This window comes from Pseudomonas sp. TUM25319 (assembly GCF_056388475.1).
Window position 1 is genome coordinate 4,507,276 of the sequence record NZ_CM150751.1, and the last position, 15,153, is coordinate 4,522,428.

Here is a 15,153-nt window from a genome sequence, read left to right on the forward strand (position 1 = left end):
GCAGGCACGGGGTTGATAAAGAGCCAATCGGCCACGGTTCGAAGGAGCCGTTGTTGTCCACGCGCCCCATTGAGCCCGGCGCCAATCTCCCCCACCATCGAGCAAATCCGGCTAGGCACGAGCACTGGCCAATCACCGATCCTGTGCCCACCGCAGACACCCGCCACCGGTAACCGAGATGTCCAGCCAGACCCGCTACGCCGAACGCTTCACCTGTGTCCTGACCTACATCGCCGACAACCTCGAAGGCGATCTCAGCGTCAGGACCCTGAGCCAGTTGGCGAACTTTTCGGCGTTCCACTTTCATCGCCAGTTCTCCGCCTTCGTCGGCGTGCCGGTTGCCCGCTACGTGCAACTGATGCGCGTGCGCCGCGCCGCGCACCGGCTGGTGCAGGACGCCGGGTACTCGGTGCTGGACGCCGCACTGGGCGCCGGTTTCGAAAGCCCGGAAGCCTTCAGCCGGGCCTTTCGCCGGGACTTCGGCATGAGCCCCAGCGCCTTTCGCAAGGCACCGAACTGGCAGGTCTGGAATGCGGTCTTCGCCATCCCCCACTTTTCCAGGAGCATCACCATGCAGGTCAGAATCGTCGAATTCGCCGAAGTCCGCGTTGCCGCGCTGGAGCACCTCGGGCCACCGGGTCTGGTGCCGGAGACGGTGCGCCGCTTCATCGACTGGCGCATGCACAGCGGCCAGTCGCCGGTAGCGTCTAGCCGCACCTTCGGCATCCCGTTCAACAACCCCGATACCACCCCGCCGGAACAGTTCCACTTCGCCGTCTGCGGCGAGATCGACGAGGCGGTGCGGCCCAACGAGTTCGCCGTGGGCGAGCGGATCATCCCCGGCGGCCGCTACGCAGTGGTGCGCCATCACGGCTCGCCAGACCATATCGGCGAAAGCATCTACCCGGTCTACCGCGACTGGCTGCCGGCCAGCGGCGAGGAACTGCGCGACCAGCCGCTGTTCTTCCAGTACCTCAGCGTGCACCCGCAAACCCCGCTGGAGCAGTGGCAGACAGATATCTTCGTGCCCCTGAAGTAGCCGTGCGGATTGTCACCTGTCTGCCACGCAGGCTGCCTAACATCGGCGCTATCCCCGTGAGCGAGACCGATGATGATCCTGACCGACGACTCCCTGATGCAACGCATCTACCACGAGCTGATCGACCACAGCGACGAAGAGCTGGAACTGGAACTGGCCGAAGACGCCGAGCACCTCGACGAACTGTTCGACGAGGCGCTTCCGGACAGCCCTGGAAAAGCGGCCCGACGCCGCTATTTCCGCGAGCTGTTCCGGCTCCAGGGCGAGCTGGTCAAGCTGCAGAGCTGGGTGGTCAAGACCGGCCACAAGGTGGTGATTCTCTTCGAAGGTCGCGATGCCGCCGGCAAGGGTGGCGTGATCAAGCGCATCACCCAGCGCCTCAACCCGCGGGTCTGCCGGGTCGCCGCCCTGCCCGCGCCCAACGACCGCGAACAGACCCAGTGGTATTTCCAGCGCTACGTTTCGCACCTGCCGGCGGCGGGCGAGATCGTGCTGTTCGACCGCAGCTGGTACAACCGCGCCGGGGTCGAGCGGGTGATGGGCTTCTGCAACGATGACCAGTACGAGGAATTCTTCCGCAGCGTGCCGGAGTTCGAGCGCATGCTGGTGCGCTCGGGCATCCAGGTGATCAAGTACTGGTTCTCGATTTCCGATCAGGAACAGAACCTGCGCTTTCTCAGCCGCATCCACGATCCGCTCAAGCAATGGAAGCTCAGTCCCATGGACCTGGAATCACGCCGCCGCTGGGAGGCCTACACCAAGGCCAAGGAGATCATGCTCGAACGCACCCATATCGACGAGGCGCGCTGGTGGGTGGTTCAGGCCGACGACAAGAAAAAGGCCCGCCTCAACTGCATCCAGCACCTGCTGGACCAGATGCCCTACGAGGAAGTGCAAAGCCCGAGCATTTCGCTGCCACAGCGGGTGCGCCAGGCCGACTACAGCCGCACGCCGACGCCGAAGGAGCTGATCGTACCGGAGGTCTACTGATTCCAGGCGTGACACATCCTGTAACATCCACTTCCGATAATCACCGGTGCCCTCTCCCCACCGGTATCGGACCATGGACACCAGTACTCTAGCCGCCCCCTCTTCGACCAGCACGGCGGGCTCCGGTCCGCGGCTCGTGCACACGCCCGGCAAGTTCGCCTCGGCGATTTTCTTCGTCATTCTCGCCGCCGGCATCCTGTTCTCCGCCTGGAGCCTGGTGCAGGACGTCGGCGACATGAACGTGGTGGTCACCACCTGGACGCCGTTCCTGCTGCTGGGCATCGCCCTGCTGATCGCCCTTGGCTTCGAATTCGTCAACGGTTTCCACGACACGGCCAACGCTGTCGCGACGGTGATCTACACCAACTCCCTGCCGGCCCATTTCGCCGTGGTCTGGTCCGGCTGCTTCAACTTCCTTGGCGTGCTGCTGTCCAGCGGCGCGGTGGCCTTCGGCATCATCGCGCTGTTGCCGGTGGAGCTGATCCTGCAGGTGGGGTCGTCTGCCGGTTTCACCATGATCTTCGCCCTGCTGATCGCCGCGATCATCTGGAACCTCGGCACCTGGTGGCTGGGGCTGCCGGCCTCGTCGTCGCACACCCTGATCGGCTCGATCATCGGCGTGGGCGTGGCCAACGCGCTGATGCACGGGCGTGACGGCACCAGCGGTGTGGACTGGGCCCAGGCCACCAAGGTCGGCTACTCGTTGCTGCTGTCGCCGCTGGTGGGCTTCGTCTGCGCCGCGCTGCTGCTCCTGGCCCTGCGCCTGCTGGTGAAGAACCGCGCGCTGTACAAGGCTCCGCAAGGCGACGCACCGCCGCCGTGGTGGATCCGCGGCATGCTGATCCTGACCTGCACCGGGGTGTCCTTCGCCCACGGCTCCAACGACGGCCAGAAAGGCATGGGCCTGATCATGCTGATCCTGATCGGCACCCTGCCGATGGCCTACGCCCTCAACCGCACCATGCCGGAAAGCCAGGCCACCCAGTTCGCCGCCGTGGCGGAGGTAACCCAGCAGGCCCTGCAACGCGCTGCACCGCTTCCGGCCCCGGCCAATCCGCGCCCGGTACTGGAAACCTACATCCGTACCAAACAGGCCACGCCTGAGCTGGTGCCGGCCATGGCGGTGCTGTCGGGCCAGATCGGCGCCCAGGTGAAGGGCTACGGCTCGCTGTCGAAGGTGCCGGCCGAAGCCATGGCCAACGTGCGCAACGACATGTACCTGGCTTCCGAAGCCATCCGCCTGATGGACAAGGACAAGGTCGGCCACTTCGATGCCGACACCAGCGCCAAGCTGCTGACCTTCAAGAAGCAGATCGACGACGCCACCCGTTTCATTCCGCTATGGGTCAAGGTGGCCGTAGCCATCGCACTGGGCCTGGGCACCATGGTCGGCTGGAAGCGCATCGTGGTCACCGTCGGCGAGAAGATCGGCAAGACCCACCTGACCTACGCCCAGGGTGCATCGGCCGAAACCGTGGCGATGCTGACCATCGGCGCGGCGGATATCTACGGCCTGCCGGTGTCTACCACCCAGGTGCTGTCCTCGGGCGTGGCCGGGACCATGACCGCCAATGGCTCCGGACTGCAATGGGGCACCGTGCGCAACCTGCTGATGGCCTGGGTGCTGACGCTGCCGGCGGCGATCCTGCTGTCGGGCAGTCTGTACTGGATATTGAGCAAGGTGTTCTGACCGGCCAGTTCCCCACAGGTCTGCCGCTCAGCGGCGCGTATCCTGTGGACTGGCTTGCCAGCGATAGGACCTGGCCTGACAGCCCTGTTGATCCTGCTGGCCTCATCGCCGGCAAGGCCGGCTCCCACAGGTATCTGAGCCAGGCGCCGGACCTGTGGGAGCTGGCTTTGCCAGCGATGAGGCCATCACAGGCAACGCTGGTGTGCTCTGACGCCATCGTCGGCAAGCCGACTCCCACAGGTATCTGGCCAGGCACCGGACCTTCTGGAGCGAGCTTGTCGGGGCGCCGGACCGTCGCGAACGGCGGCGCAGCCGGGCTCCCCGCCCTCAATAATCCCCGCGCTTGCGAAACGCCCAGCGTCCCGCCAGCACGGTAAAGGTCGCCACCAGCGCCACCAGCACCCAGAAACCATGGGGATCGTCCGCCAGCGGCACGCCACCGACGTTCATGCCGAAGAAACCGGCAATGATGTTGATCGGCAGCGCCAGCACCGTCACCACGGTCAGGGTGAACAGCGTGCGGTTGTTCTCTTCGGTGAGCTTGGCGGCGATCTCTTCCTGCAGCAGTTTGATCCGCTCGACCAAGGCGGTGAGGTCGTTGATGATCACCGCGAACTCTTCGGTGGCCGAGCGCAACTGGCGCATGTCCTGTTCGCGCAACCAGTCCGGCGGACGATTGAGCAAGCGCAGCAGGGAGCCCGGTTCCAGCGCCAGCAAGCGCTGCAGACGCACCAGCACTCGGCGCATGGCGCTGAGCTCGGCGCGGTTGTCGCTCAGGCGCTGGGACAGGAGCTGGTCTTCGATACGGTCCACATTGAGGGTGGTTTCGCGAACGATCTGGGTCAGCAGGTCGCCCTGGTCGCCCAGCAGGTGAATCAGCAACTCGACAGTGGACGCGAAGCGCTCGCCCCGCTTGACCGAGGAGCGCAGCCGGTCCACCGAGTGCAGCGGCTGCAGGCGCGCACTCACCAACAGCCGGCTGCGGGCACAGGCCCAGAGGGTGGAAACGTCGGATGACACCAGGCCGAAGTTGAACACCACATCGTTCACCACGGCCAGCAGGGCGGTATCGGTATGCTCGATTCGGGTCGAACGCGAGCCTTCGCGCAGGGTTTCGAAGAAGGTCTCCGGCAAGTCCAGGCTGCCCTTCATCCAGCGCTCGCAGGCAGCATGGGCGAGGTTCATGTGCAGCCAGAGGAACTCGTCGGGGTCGCGGGGATTGAGCAACAGTTCCACGGCCTGCGTCGAGTCGATTTCCCGCCCCGGCTGGCCGGGACGGAAGACAAAGCCGTAAAGCAGGCCGTTGAGGTCGGCGTCCTGGTGGTGGCCCTGGGTGGTGATCATGGACGGGCTCAGGCGCAGCGGCGACTGTCCATCAGGCTGTGCAACAGACCGAAGCGCAGGCCGGGCTCGGACGGTGTCATATCCTCGATGCCGAACGCCTTGAACGCCGCCAGCATGATCGCCAGGCCACCGGGCAACATGCCCAGGCGGTGTTCCTGCAGACCACACAGCTTCAGGCGCCGGACCTGCCCGGCCTCGAGCAGGCTCAGGGACAGGCGCAGCAGACCGGCATAGGTGATACCGTCACGGCCGCCCTCATTCAGGCCGTTGGCCTTGAGCACCCGTGCCAGCATGCGCGCAGTGCCGGACGAACCGATCGCCGCGTGCCAACCGTGCGCGCCAATCTCCCGGGCAACCCGCGAGAACGCCAAGCAGGCCGCCTGTTCAGCCTGTTGCAGCGAACGGCTGTCGACCTGACCGCCGGGGAAAAAGCGCTTGCCGAAGGTACCGCTGCCAATGGTCAGGCTTTCGGAGAAGACCGGCTGCTTGCCGCGCCCGATGATCAGTTCGGTGGAGCCTCCGCCGATATCCACCACCAGGCGCGTGGTCTTGTTGCAGGGCATGGTGTGGGCAATGCCGGAGAACACCAGACGGGCTTCTTCTTCGCCGGAAATCACGTCAATCGGAAAGCCCAGGCGCGCTTCGGCTTCCTCCAGGAACACGCTGGCATTGCGTGCCTGGCGTACCGCGCTGGTGGCCACGGCGCGCACGCTGCCCTCCTGGAAACCGCTCAGGTGCTTGCCGAAACGCTCAAGCGCCTGCCAGCCGCGCTGCAGCGCCAGCGGATCGAGCGCGTCGCCCTGCAGCCCCTCGGCCAGCCGTACCGGTTCGCGCAGGCTCTTGACCTTGCGAATCAACGGCCGGCGATGCCCTGCGACCTGCTGACCGATGGTCATGCGAAATGCGTTGGAGCCGAGATCGACGGCGGCAAACAGGGAGGCGGTGCCTTTCATGGGAGATTCCTGACCTATTCCAGGCTGGGAGGATATATCCCGTTACATGACAGTTGGATGAACGCCCCGCGCCGCGCCAGCGACGCTCAGCGATCGCCGCCCTGAAGGTTGTTGTATCCTCCCGCACTTCGACGACACCAAGGCCTGCTCCGATGTGGCACATCGATCCGATTTCCCTGCGCCTGTTCATCGCGGTCTGCGAGGAAGGCACCATCGCCCGCGCCAGCGAGCGGGAGTTCATCGCGCCATCGGCGGTGAGCAAGCGCATCGCCGATATCGAGGCCGACCTCGGCGTGCCGATGCTGCGCCGCAGCAAGCGCGGCGTCACACCCACGCCCGCCGGCCAGGCGCTGCTGCGCCATGCCCGACAACTGATGCGCAGCATGGAACGGCTGCAAGGCGAGATCGGCGAGTACGCCGAAGGCGCCCGCGGCCAGGTGAAAGTGCTGGCCAATATCTCATCGATCATGGAGTTCCTGCCCGAGTCGCTGTCGTCGTTCATGAGCCTCCACGAGAACATCCGCGTGGACATCGAGGAGCGCTTCAGCTTCGACGTGGTGCGCGGCATTCTCGAAGGCCAGGCCGATATCGGTATCTGCCGCAAGACCATGGCCCGGGGCGAGCTGGAGTTCATCCCCTACCGCCGTGATCACCTGTCACTGATAGTCAATGCCCGCCACCCGCTGGCCAACCGTACCAGCGTGACCCTCGGCGAGACCCTGGACTACGAGCACATCGGCCATTCGGCCTTTGCGACCCTCAACAGCTTCATGCAGAACACCGCCCAGGAACTGGGCCGCGAGCTGCGCATCCGCGCCCATGTGCCGTCGTTCGACGCCGCCTACCGCATGGTCCAGGCCGGCACCGCGCAGACCATCCTGCCGCGGGAGGCGGTGTCGCGCTATGCCGAGCTGTTCGGCCTGCGCATCATCCCGCTGACCGATCCCTGGGCCCGCGGCGAATTCGTTATCTGCGTGCGCGACCAGGACGCCCTGTCGCCCTCCGCCCGCCGCCTGCTCAATCACCTGCTGGCGGAAATCCCGCCGCAGGACTGAGGCGATCGGCTATCCATCGTGGTTGGCGATGGATAGCCCCTTCAAAGACGTCTTTTCCCTGGCCGGCTCGCTGCCTACCTTATGGCTGTCGGCGGCAGCGCCCTCGACCGTGACCCGTAGCCATGCGAGAAGACCATGACAAGAATAATCATCAACGAGGTCGGCCTGCGTGATGGCCTGCAGAGCCTGCAGAGCATCATGTCCACCGACGACAAGAAGCGCTGGATCGACCTGGCCTACGCCGCCGGAGTGCGCCACATGGAGGTTGCCTCCTTCGTTCCGGCCCGCCTGCTGCCGCAGATGGCCGATGCCGCCGAAGTGGTCGCCCACGCCCTGACCTGCCCCGGCCTCACCGTCACCGTACTGGCCCCCAACCTGCGCGGTGCCGAAAACGCCCTGGCCTCGGGTGCCCATCGCATCGTCGCGCCGATCTCGGTGAGCGCCGCCCATAGCCAGGCCAACGTACGCCGCTCGCCCAAGGAAATGGTCGAGGAATTCGCCCGCATGTGCGACCTGCGCAGCAGCAGCGGTCGTCCTGACGTGGTGATGGTGGCGGGCATGTCCACCGCCTTCGGCTGCACCCGCCAGGGCGAGGTCCGCCTCGACGACCTGTGCGCCCTCACCCGCCTGGTGCTGGAGACCGGTTGCGACCAGGTGTCCCTCGGCGATACCACCGGCTACGCCACCCCCGGCCAGGTCGGCCTGACCCTCGATGCGGTGCGTGCCATCGCCGGCGACAAGCTGCAGGCCGCGCATTTCCACGACACCCGTGGCCTGGCCCTGGCCAACAGCCTGGTGGCCGTGCAGCACGGCATCACCGAACTGGATTCGTCCCTCGCCGGCCTCGGCGGCTGTCCCTTCGCTCCGGGCGCGTCCGGCAACACCGTGAGCGAAGACCTGGTGTTCATGCTGCAGAGCATGGGCTACGCCACCGGCATCGACCTGGAGCGCCTGATCGCCTCCCGCGAACTGCTGACGCGCGCCCTGCCCGGCGAACCGCTGTACGGCTACATCGCCCGCGCCGGCCTGCCCAAGCACTTCGTCGCGCCTGCGCACTGAGGAGATCCGCCATGCAACAGCTGCCACTCGACGGCGTGCGCGTCGTGGAAATGTCCCATATGGTCATGGGCCCCACCTGCGGCATGATCCTCGCCGACCTCGGCGCCGAGGTGATCAAGGTCGAACCGCTCAAGGGCGACGGCACCCGCCGCCTGCTCGGTGCCGGCGCCGGCTTCTTCCGCACTTTCAACCGCAACAAGCAGAGCATCGCCGTGGACGTCGAGAGCGCCGAGGGCCGCGATGCGGTGCTCCGGCTGCTGGACAGCGCCGACGTGTTCATCGAGAACTTCAAGCCGGGCCGCATGGACAGCCTCGGCTTCGGCTATGCAGCATTGAAACAGCGCAACCCGCGGCTGATCTACGCCACCCACAAGGGTTTTCTCGCCGGCCCCTACGACCAGCGCCTGGCCCTGGACGAAGTGGTGCAGATGATGGCCGGCCTGGCCTACATGACCGGTCCGGTGGGACGGCCGCTGCGCGCCGGTAGCTCGGTCAACGACATCATGGGCGGCATGTTCGGCGCCATCGGCGTGCTCGCCGCACTGTTCCAGCGTCAGGCCAGCGGCCAGGGGCGCGAGGTGCAGAGCGCGCTCTACGAGAACTGCGTGCTGCTGGCCGCCCAGCACATGCAGCAGTATGTGGTCACTGGCGAGGCGGCGGCGCCAATGCCCAACCGCATCAGCGCCTGGGCCATCTACGACGTGTTCACCTTCGCCGGCGGCGAGCAGATGTTCGTTGCCGCCACCGGCGACGGCCAGTGGCGCACCCTGTGCACCCTGCTGGGCCAGCAGGAGCTGATGAACGACCCGAGCCTGGTCAGCAACAACGACCGTGTTCTGCAGCGCCCACGCCTGCTGGCGCACCTGGCGGAGATCTTCGCCACCGTCGACGCCCAGGCCCTGGCACCGCAATTGGAGGCCAACGGCATCCCCTTCGCGCCGATCCGCAAGCCCGAGGAACTGTTCGACGACGAGCACCTGCTGCACAGCGGCGGCCTCGCCGACCTGCAACTGGAAGACGGCAGCCACACGCGCATGCCGCTGCTGCCCTTCTCCTTCGACGGAGAGCGACTGGCGCCGCGTCGCGCCATCGCCCGCATCGGCGAACACACCCGGCAGGTCATGCATGACCTGGGCTACAGCGACAGCGACATCGCCCGCCTGAGCGATGCTGGCGTGTTGCGCGGCGAACCTTGACTTGAGCAGGAAACAACCCACATGGCGATCTACGAATACGACGGCCACCGGCCGGAACTGCATGACAGCGTCTACGTTGCCGAAGACGCGACAGTAATCGGCAAAGTGGCCCTGGGTGAAGGCGCCAGTGTCTGGCCCCAGGCGGTACTGCGCGGCGACAACGAGCGCATCGAGATCGGCGCCGGCAGCAACGTCCAGGAAGGCGCAGTGCTGCACAGCGATCCTGGCTACCCGCTGCGGGTAGGCAACGATGTCACCCTCGGCCACCAGGTGATGCTGCATGGGTGCAGCATCGGCGACGGCAGCCTGATCGGCATCCAGGCGGTGATCCTCAACGGCGCGGTGATCGGCCGCAACTCGGTGGTGGGCGCAGGCGCCGTGGTCACCGAAGGCAAGGTGTTCCCCGACAACGCGCTGATCCTCGGTGCCCCGGCCAAGGTGGTGCGCGAGCTGAGCGACGAGGCGATCCAGACCTTCCGGGAAAACGCCCGCGACTACGTGGCCCGGGCACAGGTACACAAACGCACCCTGGTGCGTATCGGCTGACCGCCGGCCCCACACAAAAGACCAGGCCGCCGTACACTGGCGGCCACTCTCCGACAATTACAAGAAATGGAGAACACCATGACCACGTCCTCGACGACGCTGGAAATGCCCCGTGCATCCGCGCAACTCAATGAACTGCTGCTGTACCGCCGGGTGGCGTGGCGCATCATGCCGCTGGCGATCATCTGCTTCCTGTTTTCCTATTTCGACCGCATCAACATCAGCTTCGCCAAGACCCAGATGCAGGCCGAACTGGGCCTGAGCGACGCCGCCTACGGCCTGGCCGCGAGCATGTTCTTCATCGGCTACGTGCTGTTCGAAGTACCCAGCAGCTGGGGCCTGAAGAAGTACGGGGCGCCGGCGTGGATCTGCCGCATCATGATTTCCTGGGGCCTGGCCACCGCCGCGCTGGTGTTCGCCTACACCCAGTACACCCTGTACTTCCTGCGTTTCCTGATCGGCGTGATGGAAGCCGGCTTCGGCCCGGCGATCCTGTTCTACCTGGCCTGCTGGTTTCCCAAGCGCTACCTGGCGCGGATCAATGGCCTGTGGTTCCTCGCCGTACCGCTGGCCGGCGCCATCGGCTCGCCTGCGGCGGGGCTGATCCTCGGCAAGATGGACGGCCTGCTGGGACTGGCCGGCTGGCACTGGCTGTTCCTGCTCTCGGGCCTGCCCTGTGTGCTGCTGGGGCTGGCGGTGCTGTGGAAGCTGGACAAGGACATCGACTCGGCGAAATGGCTGAGCACCGAGGAAAAGCACCAGCTCAAGGCCAACCTGGAACAGGATCGCGGCAGCGCCAAGGGCGCCCACGGCTCGCTGTGGCGGGTGCTGTTCACCCGTGAAGTGGCGGTATTCGCGCTGATCTACTTCGTGGTCAAGAGCGCTGCCTACGGCCTGAATTTCTGGATGCCCAACCTGATCCAGCTGTCCGGGGTGAAAGACCTGCTGCTGGTGGGCCTGCTCAGCTCCTCGCCCTACATCGTCGCCTGCATCGGCATGCTCCTGGTCACCCGCCATTCCGACCGCACCGGCAAACGCAAGCGCTACCTGCTGTGGTGCATGGTGGCCTCGGCACTGGGCTACCTGCTGGCCTGCGGCTTCGCTGGCAGCCCGGTGGCGCTGATGCTTGCCCTGGTCCTGGCGACGGCGGGCACCTTCATCGCCATCCCGGTGTTCTGGACCATCCCGCAGTCCACCTTCTCTGGCCTTGGCATCGCCACCGGCACCGCGGCGATCAACTCCCTCGGCCAGCTGAGCGGCATCATCTCGCCGGCCATGGTGGGCTTTGTCAACGACCTCACCGGCATCAGCTACATGGGCATGCTGTCGATCGTGCCGCTGATCCTCGCCAGCGTCGTGCTGATCGCGCTCTACGTCAAAGACCCGGCCCGCGCCTGACCGGCCTCGCCGCGGCATCTGCGCGGCGAGCTCTCCCCTTCCGACAGGTAACAACCATGACAACAACCTCCTACCGGTTGCGCCTCGCCGTGGGCGCTGGCCTGGGCCTCGGCCTGTTCGCCCAGTGCGCCCTGGCGGACTTCATCGACGACAGCAAGGGCCGCCTGGAACTGAAGAACTTCTACTTCAACCGCGACTTTCGCGACGGTTTTCCCAGCCAGTCGAAGCGCGAGGAATGGGCCCAGGGCTTTGTGCTCAACTGGCAATCGGGCTACACCGCCGGCACCGTCGGCGTGGGCCTGGATGCCGTGGCCATGCTCGGCGTGAAGCTGGACTCCGCCCCCGGCCGCTCCGGCACCGGCCTGCTGCAGCGGGACTCGGACAACCACGCCGAGGATGCCTATTCGAAAATGCTGCTGACCGCGAAACTGCGCCTGGGCAAGACCGAGCTGCGCTATGGCGGCCTGAACCCGCAGTTGCCGCTGCTGGCCTCGAACACCAGCCGCCTGCTGCCGCAGTATTTCAGCGGCGGGCAACTGGTGTCCCGCGACCTGGGCCCCTTCACCCTGCATGCCGGCCGGGTCGACAAGGTGAAACAGCGCGACTCCAGCGACGCCGAAGACCTCACCACCATGGGCCAGCTCGGTGCCTGGTCATCCTCGACGCGCAGCGACAGCTACCGCTATGGCGGTGTCGATTACCAGCCATTGGCCGACCTCACCCTCAGCGCCCATGCCAGCGAACTGGAAGACTTCTACCGGCGCACCTTCCTCGGTGTGAAGTACGCCCTGCCCCTGGGGCCGGGCAAAGTGTTCAGCGAGGTTCGCTACTTCAGCGCGCGAGACGTAGGCGCAAGACGTATCGGCGACGTGGACAACCGTGCGCTGAGCAGCAACCTCGGCTACCAGTTGGGCGGGCACAGGCTCAGTGGCGGCTACCAGAAACTGTCGGGCGACACTGCCTACGCCTATGTGGGCGGCAGTGACACCTACCTGTTCAGCGAGCAGCAGGCCTACACCTTCGCCCTGCAGGACGAACGCGCCTGGCATGCCCGCTACGACTACGACTTCGCCGCCCTCGGCGTACCCGGCCTGACCTTCACCCTGCGCTATGTGAAAGGCGATGGCGTCGATCCCGGGCATGTCGCCACCGGCAAGGCCGCCCTATTGCGGGCACAGGACGAGGATGGCCGGGAATGGGAGCGCACCACCGACCTCACCTACGTCATCCAGAGCGGCGCGCTGAAGAACCTCAGCCTGCGCTGGCGCAACGCCACGGCACGCTCCAATGTGCAGGACGGGGTGGATGAGAACCGGGTGATCGTCGCCTACGAGATCGCGTTCTGAGCCTGTGGGAGCTGGCCGGGCGGCGCTCCGCTTGCCAGCTCCCACAGGGGCCACGCCACATTCGAAGCGCTCTGTTCCGCGACTTTTCCTGTCCAACCCATCAAAAAACCTGGCATACCATCAGTTCAAAAAGTATTTGCAAATGCGAATCGCACGCAGATACTATCCCGCGCCTTTTGCGTTGTCCTACAACTTTCCTGCCAGGATTTTCTCAACGATGCGCCGCACGATTGTCTCGCTGTGCCTGCTCCACGCTGCTCCTTCGCTGGTCTGGGCCGCTCAGCCCGTCACTACCCCCGGTAATCTCCAGCTCGACGCCGTGAACATCAACGCCGACGCCGCCGACTACGAGCGCGCCGACGGCCCGGTGCAGGGCTACAAGGCCAGCCGCTCCGCCAGTGCAACCCGTACCGATACCGCGCTGCACGAAACCCCGCAGTCGGTCAGCGTGGTACCCAAGGATGTCCTCGAAGACACCGGCTCCACCCGCCTGCAGGACGCTCTCGACTACGCCGGCGGCGTTGGCCGGGCCAACAACTTCGGCGGCCAGGGCCTGACCACCGTGACCGTGCGCGGCTTCACCACCGGCGAGTACTACCGCAACGGTTTCCCGATGAACCGCGGCTACCCCAACGCCCCGGACGCTGCCAGCCTCGAACGCCTGGAAGTGATCCGCGGCCCGGCCACCAGCCTGTATGGCCGTGGCGATCCCGGCGGCACCTTCAACGTGGTCACCAAGCAACCGCTGCCGGAGCAGAAAGTCACCCTCGGCAGCCAGTTCGATGACCAGGGCATGCACCGCGCCACCCTCGATGCCAGCGGCCCGCTGAACCAGGACGGCAGCCTCGCCTACCGTCTCAACGTCCTTGGCGAAGGCGGCGACAGCTTCCGCGACCATGTCGAGAGCGAGCGCTACGAAGTGGCGCCAGTACTGAGCTGGCAGGTCAACGAGGCGACGAAGATCGTTTTCGAAGGCGACTTCATGCGCAACAACCACCCGCTGGACCGCGGCCTGACCCGCTACACCACCCAGACCGGCAGCGCCTCGCGCGACACCAATGTCTGGGAAAAAGGCAGCGACAACCTGCTGCACAACGACAACGACATGGCCCAGTTGCGCTTCGAGCACGCCCTCAACGACGACTGGACCCTGGCCGGCGGCTTCCAGTGGCTGGACGGTACCCTGCACGGCAATGCCGTGGAAGCCAACGGCGCCCCCGCCGACGGCCGCACCCTGCAGCGCAACTTCAACTGGCGCAAGCTGGACTGGACCGACCGCGACTACCAGTTGAACCTCACCGGCCACTTCGACACCGGCGCGTTCTCCCATACCTTGCTGACCGGCGTCGAGTACGAAGACTACGACTACCAGTCGATCATCCTGCGTTCGTCGGCCGCCAACGGCACCTACCCGATCGACCTCTACAACCCGGTACTGGGCCAGCCGCGTCCGGCGCTGACCCGCACCACGACGAACGACAAGGAAAACCTCAAGACCTGGGCCTGGTTCATCCAGGACCAGGTGGCGCTGACCGAACGCCTCAAGGCCCTGGCCGGCGTGCGTATCGAGCGCTTCGAACACCAGTACGACAACTACCTGCCGGGCGCCAAGGGCTGGGAAGCGGCCGAGAATGCCGCCACCCCACGCTTCGGCCTGATCTACGACCTGACCGACACCCTGGCCGTCTACGCCAACACGGCACGCTCGTTCAAGCCCAACAGCGGCGCCAGCCGCCAGGGTGACGGCTTCGAGCCGGAGAAAGGCAAGTCGTACGAACTGGGGATGAAGTGGGAAGCGCTGGACGGCCAGTTGAGCATCGACGGCGCGGTCTATCACATCGTCAAGGAAAACGTGCTGACCCGCGACCCGGTGGACCCGAACTACAGCATCGCTGCCGGCCAGGTCCGCAGCCGTGGCCTGGACCTCAACATCGCCGGCAACATCACTCCCGAGTGGCGGGTGATCGGTGGCTACGCCTACGTCGACGCCGAAGTGACCAAGGACAACCGCCTGCCCACCGGCACGCGCCTGGCCAACATCCCGCGCAACAGCTTCAGCCTGCTCAACACCTACGAGTTCCAGGACGGCTTCGCCAAGGGCCTGGGCCTTGGCGTCGGGGTGAAGTATGTGGATGACCGCAACGGCCAGACCGAAGCGGTGACCTACACCATGGAGCGCTACAGCGTCGTCGACCTCTTGAGCTTCTACAAGGTCAACGAGCATGTGCGGCTGAATCTGGATGTGAAGAACGTCTTCAACAAGGGCTATGACGAGGGTGCGTTCAACACTTACGCCTATCCGGGTGCGCCGCGGACGGTGCAGGCGGGCGTGGCGTACACCTTCTGAGGGCTGCCGGCCTCATCGCTGGCAACGCCAGCTTGTGTCTTCAAGGCCTCTTAAACTCAGAAGGGTGAGAGCGGTGGATGGCAGACTGAATGCCAGCGGTGCTTAAAGCACGAGTGGGAGCCAAGTCGCCATCCACCTCTCACTCTGACCAGAAGCCCGAACAGTTGGATGAGCGGCAAAACTCGAAATC

Annotated in this window: 12 protein-coding genes; 10 read left to right on the plus strand and 2 right to left on the minus strand. The window is 65.6% G+C overall.

Features of this window, described 5'->3' with window-relative positions; translation table 11 throughout:
* Positions 1-178: 178 nt before the first annotated feature.
* The 3 genes from AC05QJ_RS20540 to AC05QJ_RS20550 all read left to right on the plus strand — a co-directional run bounded on the left by AC05QJ_RS20540 (position 179) and on the right by AC05QJ_RS20550 (position 3,719).
* Positions 179-1,039 (plus strand): AraC family transcriptional regulator, encoded by an 861-nt coding sequence (locus tag AC05QJ_RS20540; RefSeq protein ID WP_476743116.1) that lies wholly within the window; start codon positions 179-181, stop codon positions 1,037-1,039.
* A gap of 96 nt (positions 1,040-1,135) precedes the next feature.
* Positions 1,136-2,029, plus strand: a complete 894-nt coding sequence (gene ppk2 / locus AC05QJ_RS20545; protein ID WP_476747975.1) for a polyphosphate kinase 2 — start codon at positions 1,136-1,138, stop codon at positions 2,027-2,029.
* A 73-nt stretch (positions 2,030-2,102) separates the two neighbouring features.
* The gene (locus AC05QJ_RS20550; RefSeq protein WP_476743117.1) at positions 2,103-3,719 is read left to right on the plus strand and encodes an inorganic phosphate transporter; all 1,617 of its coding nucleotides are present in this window, start codon (positions 2,103-2,105) and stop codon (positions 3,717-3,719) included.
* 327 nt (positions 3,720-4,046) lie between these two features.
* Here the strand turns inward: AC05QJ_RS20550 and AC05QJ_RS20555 are convergent, their stop codons facing one another.
* Positions 4,047-5,063: a transporter gene (locus AC05QJ_RS20555; protein ID WP_476743118.1), complete on the minus strand. Its 1,017-nt coding sequence runs from the start codon at positions 5,061-5,063 to the stop codon at positions 4,047-4,049.
* 8 nt (positions 5,064-5,071) lie between these two features.
* Positions 5,072-6,016 carry a Ppx/GppA phosphatase family protein gene (locus AC05QJ_RS20560; protein WP_476743119.1) on the minus strand — a complete coding sequence of 315 codons (945 nt, stop codon included), beginning with the start codon at positions 6,014-6,016 and terminating at the stop codon, positions 5,072-5,074.
* 152 nt (positions 6,017-6,168) lie between these two features.
* Between AC05QJ_RS20560 and AC05QJ_RS20565 the strand changes: the two genes are divergently transcribed.
* The 7 genes from AC05QJ_RS20565 to AC05QJ_RS20595 all read left to right on the plus strand — a co-directional run bounded on the left by AC05QJ_RS20565 (position 6,169) and on the right by AC05QJ_RS20595 (position 14,963).
* Positions 6,169-7,071: a LysR substrate-binding domain-containing protein gene (locus tag AC05QJ_RS20565; RefSeq protein ID WP_476743120.1), complete on the plus strand. Its 903-nt coding sequence runs from the start codon at positions 6,169-6,171 to the stop codon at positions 7,069-7,071.
* A gap of 135 nt (positions 7,072-7,206) precedes the next feature.
* Positions 7,207-8,130, plus strand: a complete 924-nt coding sequence (locus tag AC05QJ_RS20570; protein ID WP_476743121.1) for a hydroxymethylglutaryl-CoA lyase — start codon at positions 7,207-7,209, stop codon at positions 8,128-8,130.
* Positions 8,131-8,141: 11 nt separating this feature from the next.
* Positions 8,142-9,326 carry a CaiB/BaiF CoA transferase family protein gene (locus AC05QJ_RS20575; protein WP_476743122.1) on the plus strand — a complete coding sequence of 395 codons (1,185 nt, stop codon included), beginning with the start codon at positions 8,142-8,144 and terminating at the stop codon, positions 9,324-9,326.
* A 21-nt stretch (positions 9,327-9,347) separates the two neighbouring features.
* Entirely contained in the window at positions 9,348-9,872 is a 525-nt protein-coding gene (locus AC05QJ_RS20580; protein WP_476743123.1) for a gamma carbonic anhydrase family protein, read from the plus strand.
* A gap of 78 nt (positions 9,873-9,950) precedes the next feature.
* Positions 9,951-11,270 (plus strand): MFS transporter, encoded by a 1,320-nt coding sequence (locus AC05QJ_RS20585; protein ID WP_476743124.1) that lies wholly within the window; start codon positions 9,951-9,953, stop codon positions 11,268-11,270.
* A 56-nt stretch (positions 11,271-11,326) separates the two neighbouring features.
* Complete coding sequence (locus AC05QJ_RS20590) at positions 11,327-12,616, plus strand: OprD family porin (RefSeq protein ID WP_476743125.1); 1,290 nt, start codon at positions 11,327-11,329, stop codon at positions 12,614-12,616.
* A 217-nt stretch (positions 12,617-12,833) separates the two neighbouring features.
* Positions 12,834-14,963 carry a TonB-dependent siderophore receptor gene (locus AC05QJ_RS20595; RefSeq protein ID WP_476743126.1) on the plus strand — a complete coding sequence of 710 codons (2,130 nt, stop codon included), beginning with the start codon at positions 12,834-12,836 and terminating at the stop codon, positions 14,961-14,963.
* Positions 14,964-15,153 lie beyond the last annotated feature (190 nt).

Excerpts from the sequence above, each read along its gene's own strand:
- ppk2 (WP_476747975.1), top strand. The coding sequence starts at position 1,136 with ATGCAACGCATCTACCACGAGCTGATCGACCACAGCGACGAAGAGCTG.
- AC05QJ_RS20575 (WP_476743122.1), top strand. The coding sequence starts at position 8,142 with ATGCAACAGCTGCCACTCGACGGCGTGCGCGTCGTGGAAATGTCCCAT.
- AC05QJ_RS20585 (WP_476743124.1), top strand. The coding sequence starts at position 9,951 with ATGACCACGTCCTCGACGACGCTGGAAATGCCCCGTGCATCCGCGCAA.
- AC05QJ_RS20590 (WP_476743125.1), top strand. The coding sequence starts at position 11,327 with ATGACAACAACCTCCTACCGGTTGCGCCTCGCCGTGGGCGCTGGCCTG.
- AC05QJ_RS20570 (WP_476743121.1), top strand. The coding sequence starts at position 7,207 with ATGACAAGAATAATCATCAACGAGGTCGGCCTGCGTGATGGCCTGCAG.
- AC05QJ_RS20565 (WP_476743120.1), top strand. The coding sequence starts at position 6,169 with ATGTGGCACATCGATCCGATTTCCCTGCGCCTGTTCATCGCGGTCTGC.
- AC05QJ_RS20560 (WP_476743119.1), bottom strand. The coding sequence starts at position 6,016 with ATGAAAGGCACCGCCTCCCTGTTTGCCGCCGTCGATCTCGGCTCCAAC.
- AC05QJ_RS20595 (WP_476743126.1), top strand. The coding sequence starts at position 12,834 with ATGCGCCGCACGATTGTCTCGCTGTGCCTGCTCCACGCTGCTCCTTCG.
- AC05QJ_RS20580 (WP_476743123.1), top strand. The coding sequence starts at position 9,348 with ATGGCGATCTACGAATACGACGGCCACCGGCCGGAACTGCATGACAGC.
- AC05QJ_RS20555 (WP_476743118.1), bottom strand. The coding sequence starts at position 5,063 with ATGATCACCACCCAGGGCCACCACCAGGACGCCGACCTCAACGGCCTG.
- AC05QJ_RS20540 (WP_476743116.1), top strand. The coding sequence starts at position 179 with ATGTCCAGCCAGACCCGCTACGCCGAACGCTTCACCTGTGTCCTGACC.
- AC05QJ_RS20550 (WP_476743117.1), top strand. The coding sequence starts at position 2,103 with ATGGACACCAGTACTCTAGCCGCCCCCTCTTCGACCAGCACGGCGGGC.